This is a genomic window from bacterium (assembly GCA_024228115.1).
Classification (GTDB): Bacteria; Myxococcota_A; UBA9160; order UBA9160; family UBA6930.
This window is the reverse complement of the sequence record JAAETT010000499.1, coordinates 1-6,133: the sequence shown is the minus strand read 5'-3', so window position 1 is coordinate 6,133 and position 6,133 is coordinate 1. Positions and strand designations below refer to the sequence as shown.

Genomic DNA, 6,133 nt, shown 5'->3' with positions numbered 1-6,133 from the left:
TCTCACGCGCCAAGTCCAAGCCTGGCAAGACGATCGCAACCGAACGACGAAGGGCGTCGACTGGCAATTCACGACCCAACAAGCCCGCGTGAAACTGCGACGACTCTACCCCCAGCTTTTGGTGTGACAAGGGACTAGCGGATCGTAGAACATGCAAGATGTTAAGTATCACTGCTGAGGAGTCGATAGGGGGATCAGCAACAAGCTCCAGAAACGGCCGTCAGAGCTGGGAATTCGAGGGACAGATCATGAGCGACTTGGTCAAGTACGAACGCAGCGGAGAGATCATCCTAGGCGGCAGGCGCTTGCCGCGGATCGTTGCGGCAAGCGGTGCTGGGGCTGCCGAGGCGTTCATCGACTACTTCACATCGAAGATCCCGTGAGAACGCCACCCTCGCGGGCCGCTTGATCGAGGAGACCTGCACCAAGTACCAGGTCGAGCCCGAGATCCTGACCCTGCACTCCGACCGCGGCTCACCGATGACGGCCAAGTGCACGGCCCAGCTCCTGGCCGATCTCGGGGTCACGCAATCACTCAGCCGCCCGCGTGTCTCGGACGACAACCCGTTCTCCGAAGCACAGTTCAAGACGCTCAAGTACCACCCCGGATTCCCGGGGCGTTTCCAAGGCCAGGACGCCGCGACCGCCTACTGCCGGTCGTTCATCCCGTGGTACAACGAGCAGCACCGCCATGGAGGCATCGCCATGCTCACGCCCGCCGACGTCCACTTCGGACGAGCGACCGCGATGCTGGCGGGGCGTCAGGCCGTCCTCGAAGCCGCCTACGCGGCCCACCCCGAGCGCTTCCCGCGTGGCCGGCCCCAGGCGCCGGCCTTGCCCGAAGTGGTCTACATCAACCCGCCCGAGACGCCGTACAGGAAGGGGGTGCTCACCAAATTCGATCGAGGGGTATCTCAAAGTCGTTGACAGGTTCCGCCCTTCGCGAAGGACAGTGGAAAGAAGAGCGGCTACCGGAGGATCCGTGCGGGACGCGCCGCTCCGCGCACGGCTCTCTACTTGGCCGCGATGAACGGGGCACGGTTCAACCCCGTGCTCAAGGCCATGTATGAACGGATGATCGCCGCCGGCAAGCCACCCAAAGTGGCGCTCATTGCCCTCGCCAGGAAGATGCTCACGATCCTCAACGCGATGGTCAGGGACGGAACCGACTGGCACCAAGCTACAACCTAGACCCCGAATCGATCACGGTTGCTTGGTAGGCGAGGTCGAAGGTCCCAGAGACGACTCGGTACGGCATTGGCGCCCCGAAGAGCCTTGCGAATCGAGATCATAGCGCGTCCGTCAGAACAGACAGTGGAGCCCCTCGACGTAGCCCGGGCGGCGCATGCCGACGAGCACATGCTCGACGCCGAGCTTCATCACAGCCTCGCAGGCGATTACCTCGAGAGGGCGGCCGTCACCGCCGCGGATGGCGCCGCTAGCGGCCAGATGGGCCCGGAGCGTGCGGGCCTTCTCCCGCATGGCCACGAGCGCATGGCGCCTCGCGCAGGAACGGAGGTCCATAATGGCGCCCTGAGCATCGGGTTGTATCCCGTCCGGATACAGCCCGATGATGCTCGGGAAGATGAGGCCCTGGAACAGCGCTTCGACGACGTCGACGTGGTCGAGGGCACCCCAGCGGAGCCGCAGGCCGTCGAGGTTCGCCAGTGCGTCCGGACCGGCTTCGGTCGGGCGCGAGGCGAGACGCCTCTCGACCAAGCCCTTGACCCGGTCGAAGACGCGATCGACCGACTCGTCCACGCATTCAGTGTCGAGCCCGTCGCCGCCATCCGCTAAGCGCAGCGGCCGGCCGCCGACCTTGGCGTTCAGCGGGCGGTTGGCCAGCGTGACGAGTCCGTGGGCTTTCGCCAGACTCACCACGCTCGGGCCGCCAGCCGGACAATCGGCGGCGGCCGTCTCGACGAGGTTGCACGGAAACTCGATGAGCCTGAAACGGTTGGCGCTGCGGACGTGAGCCGCCGTCTCGATCAGCTTGGGGAGGCTGATGGCGCCTGGCCGCGAACGGAGGGGGGTCAGCGCGTTTGAGCTGACACCATAGGAGCCTATGACACCCTCGTCGCAGAGTTCTTCGAGCAGGGCGAACGCCGCGCCGATCCGTCGGTAGAGCTCGTTCTCGGACCCGGCAGCGCCACTGGTCCGAAGGAAGTACTCCGGGTTGTGCAAGAGGAAGCCATCCACCTGTGAACGACGCAGCCGGCGCAGCGAGCGCCCGATCTGACGGTGCAGGAAGACCGGGTGGATGCAGTGCCGGGTGCCGTCGTCCAAGATCACAACCTCGGGGCCCGGGTCCCCGTCCAACGTCGGTCGGAGAAACGCCACATCCGGCTCGCTCACATAGCCGGCCTTCGTGACGACGAAGGCATCGGTGGCGCCCAGCTCGTGCAGCACGTCGCCGATGAGCATCTCGGACTCGCCCTTGGCGTAGTTCGAAGCAGTGTCAATCAGGTTACAACCAAGCTCGAGCGCCCGGATCAAGGCCAGCCGGTGGGTAGGCGACCGCGAGGACACGCGGTAACTGCCGAATCCGATCCGGCTCAGGCGCGCGGGGTTAGGCACCATGCGCCTGACGCGGCGACCTGTCGCGCCCGATCTCCCGTGCCACAAGTCATTGGGGATTCCTGCGCCGATAGGCCCCATAGCTGAAGCTGTACGGCTGGTCCGTGAAATCATGATCGGTCAGCAGGTGACGCCGGCGGTCATAGATGTCCTCGAAGATCTGCCGGCAGCCTTCGTAGATCTCGGCACCTCGCTCGGTGTACAGCGCACGGTTGCCCAGCGCCGTCAAGTCGTAGTGGAAGCGTCGGAAGATTAAGGCGAACCTACCGATCAGCTCGTGCTGCTGCCGGCCGCTGAAGCTGTCGTTCCCGAGGCAGAGATCGAAGCATCGGTTCATGACCGCTTCCGTGTAGATGCCGTGCAGGGCGGTGTAGACCGTGCGCGTCTCGCAAGCTCCTGCGAAGGGCGATTCGAGCGGCATGTTCGTCGGCACGGCCAGCACCGACTCGACCTCGTGGGTCAGGGCGCTGAAGATCACATGACCACACTGATGAACGAGGTCCTCGATGAAGAAGACCTCGTCGGCTTCGGGGTCCAGGACGTTGAGGCAGACGGCACCGAACGAGGCGAGACTGACAAACGAATTCAGATCCTCGTTGCGAAAGAGGATAATGCGTTTCGTGACTGCGGACATCATATCCGAGTAGATCGGGTACGCGCCTCGGATCAAATCCACAGCGCGCTGAAGATGACCGAGGTGGGTTCTTGCTAGATCGGCGCCATCGTCGGACTCTCCGGCAGAAAGGTAACCGAACAAGGGATGGTGATGGAGGTCGATCTCGATCCCGGCACAGACGCTTCTCGCCGATGCCAGCAGAGAACAGCCGGCAGCCGTGCTCCCCATTTCTGCCCGGTAGGGCGGAGCCCCGGCCTCGCAGACTATGGTGATCCGGCTGTCGGGGGCGTCGGTGACTACATAACCGAGGTTTGGAAGACAGACCACGCCAGCCTGGTTGGTCTGGACCGATACTCGTTTCGGCCGATGGTGATCCGGCAGATAGCCGAATCCGATCTGAAGGAGGTCCTCGGCCGACCCGCGAACCTTGAAATGCGCGAACAGCAGGGGCTCGAGGTAAAGGCTTGGCCTGGCCGCGCCGAAGGTAGCGGCGAGGTCCGGCGGTGCGTGCCCGAGCAAGGAGCGGCCGAGCTCCGCGAAATGCGCCTGCCCTGCCGAATAGCCGGCCTCGGTGAGCGCAAGTAGATGATCCGTGCGCATGGTTCTGCGGTCGTTGGAGGCTACAGCCAACCACAAGCGTCGGCGCGCCCCGGCGTTCCCGGGCAACCCAGGGGGGCGACCGGCCTACGGGTCGGCCGCCCCCCTGGGTACCTCGCGTCTACCTTTTTCGTCAGCGGACGGCCGCGGGCAGGTCCTTGAAGGTGAGACCCGCGTCGAGCCGCTGGAACACCGGGACGAGTTCAGGGATCCAGATGCCTGTGGCCTCGAAGAACGCCGTGTGGCAGTCCATGAACGTACCGCCGTTCATCCGGTCCAGAACCGCCTCGATGGCAGGGATCCCTTTCGTCGCCTCGAATTCCTTCAAGCTCAATTTCTGAACACGCTTGGCTTCAGCCATGAGATCCTCCTAGGGCAAGTTTCGTTCCTCGGTTTCTCCGAGACGACTTTAGACAATACCAGCGGCCATGGCAAAGGGTATGATTTACTTCACAGCGCCGTCGAAAATGCGAGTTAGCCGTGAGTCCTTGCCGATCGCACCATTTCCCTGGTGCGACCCCAAGTCGCTCGAGCCAGTGTGAAGTACTTCACACTCCAACCCAACACACAGGATGGAGTTGACCCGTTTTCGTGGATACCTCACCACTTGGGGAAGAGGAGTTCACGATGGGCAAGACGAGAGCGCCGTATCCGACGGAGTTCCGAGCTCGGATGGTCGAGCTGGTTCGAGCCGGCCGTACGCCGGAAGAGCTGTCCCGCGAGTTCGAGCCGACGGCACAGTCGATCTCGAACTGGGTCGGCCAGGCCGAGCTGGACGATGGCGTCCGGCACGACGGCCTGAAGAGCGAGGAGAAGGAGGAGCTGCGGCGGCTCCGGCGTGAGGTGAAGGTTCTCCGGGAGGAGAAGGAGATCCTTCGAAAAGCCGCAGCCTGGTTCGCCGAGGAGACCGGCTCGACGCCCCGCGGGCGTTCGAGTTCGTGAGGGCGCACCAGGCCGAACACGCGGTGGCGACGATGTGCCGGGTGCTGGAGGTCTCCGCCAGCGGGTACTACGCATGGAGGCGCCGATCTCCGTCGAGGCGAGCGGTCGCCGATGGAGTTCTCCAAGCGCGGGTCGAGGCGATCCATTGCCGGTCGCGTGCGACCTACGGCGTACCACGGGTGCACGCGGAGCTGCGCGCAGAGGGAACCCGCGTCGGTCGCAAGAGGGTGGCTCGGCTGATGCGCCGAGCCGGCCTCGAGGGAGCCAGCCGACGCAAGCGAGCGTGGACGACGAAGCAAGACCGTGACGCCCGTCCGGCACCGGATCTGGTCGAACGAGACTTCTCGTCCGAGGGGCCGGACCGACTCTGGATCGCCGACATCACGTACATCCCGACCTGGGCGGGGTTCTTGTACCTCGCGGTGGTCGTCGATGCATGGAGCCGACGGGTCGTAGGCTGGGCAATGGCAACCAACCTCCGAACGGAGCTCGTGCTCGATGCGCTGAACATGGCGATCGGGCAGCGTCGTCCGAGGGACGTGATCCATCACTCGGACCAGGGCTGCCAGTACACGTCGATCGCGTTCGGCCTTCGCTGCAAGGAGGCCGGCGTTCGGCCGTCGATGGGCTCGGTGGCCGACTGCTACGACAACGCAATGTGCGAGAGCTTCTTCGCGACGCTCGAGTGCGAGCTGCTCGACCAGAGGCCCTTGCGCACGCAGGCCGAGGCGAGGATGGTGGTCTTCGACTTCATCGAAGGCTGGTACAACCCGCACCGCCGGCACTCGGCCCTTGGCTACCGGTCGCCGATCACCTACGAAAGAGAAACCCCACAGAGGTCAGCGTTCCCAAGCGCTTGACCGTCCACGAAAGCGGGGCAACTCCACATCATCGAGGAGCCGCCCGACGACGAAGGACAACACAAAGCTGATGGAGATGGCCGAGAGGGCTCGGCATTCTCTCCTGGTCGAGCCGCCTCCGCAGCAACTACCCGCACCACTTGAATGGTACGGATTCCCCGTCTACCCGCTTTGGTGTACCGTGTCGTCCTCATACAAACACACCGTGAGCTTGTTCTTGCAGCAAGGAGGCGAAAAATGCCCACTAAGCTGTCCCCCCCGCTCGTTGCTGCGCCGGTGCATGTGCTTGGAGAAGCAGTGACCGTATCGGGCTACAGGAGCGGCGCCACGGTTGATGTGTTTCGTTATCGATCTGGCTCCGGTCCGTTAGAGCGAATCGGTAACGGACAAGCTCCGCTCGAGGGGGATGTCCCAGAACCGGTTGATTTTCTGAGAGTTTGAGAGCGGCGGCTCCTTCACCCTCCGTGTATTACGGAGGGGGTCACTACACCAAGAAGGAACCGCCACCATGACCAAGCATGCCAAGAAGTCCGATCATCTC

The 6,133-nt window shown here is 63.8% G+C and carries 6 protein-coding genes; 3 read left to right on the top strand and 3 right to left on the bottom strand.

The features are described from left to right. Positions 1–405 precede the first annotated feature (405 nt). The gene (locus GY937_21180; GenBank protein ID MCP5059227.1) at positions 406–927 is read left to right on the top strand and encodes a transposase family protein; all 522 of its coding nucleotides are present in this window, start codon (positions 406–408) and stop codon (positions 925–927) included. Positions 928–978: 51 nt separating this feature from the next. Further along, complete coding sequence (locus GY937_21175; GenBank protein ID MCP5059226.1) at positions 979–1,191, top strand: IS110 family transposase; 213 nt, start codon at positions 979–981, stop codon at positions 1,189–1,191. Between the two features lie 111 nt (positions 1,192–1,302). On the opposite strand, the gene GY937_21170 is transcribed toward GY937_21175, so the two are convergent. The 3 genes from GY937_21170 to GY937_21160 all read right to left on the bottom strand — a co-directional run bounded on the left by GY937_21170 (position 1,303) and on the right by GY937_21160 (position 4,151). Continuing rightward, the gene (locus GY937_21170) at positions 1,303–2,529 is read right to left on the bottom strand and encodes a hypothetical protein (protein MCP5059225.1); all 1,227 of its coding nucleotides are present in this window, start codon (positions 2,527–2,529) and stop codon (positions 1,303–1,305) included. A gap of 97 nt (positions 2,530–2,626) precedes the next feature. Further along, positions 2,627–3,793 (bottom strand): hypothetical protein, encoded by a 1,167-nt coding sequence (locus GY937_21165; protein ID MCP5059224.1) that lies wholly within the window; start codon positions 3,791–3,793, stop codon positions 2,627–2,629. Positions 3,794–3,923: 130 nt separating this feature from the next. Beyond that, the gene (locus GY937_21160; GenBank protein ID MCP5059223.1) at positions 3,924–4,151 is read right to left on the bottom strand and encodes a hypothetical protein; all 228 of its coding nucleotides are present in this window, start codon (positions 4,149–4,151) and stop codon (positions 3,924–3,926) included. A 266-nt stretch (positions 4,152–4,417) separates the two neighbouring features. Between GY937_21160 and GY937_21155 the strand changes: the two genes are divergently transcribed. Further along, a protein-coding gene (locus tag GY937_21155; protein ID MCP5059222.1) for an IS3 family transposase occupies positions 4,418–5,592 on the top strand; the annotation gives its coding sequence in 2 pieces (ribosomal slippage) (positions 4,418–4,676 and positions 4,676–5,592; 1,176 coding nt in all). The last annotated feature ends 541 nt before the right edge of the window (positions 5,593–6,133 follow it).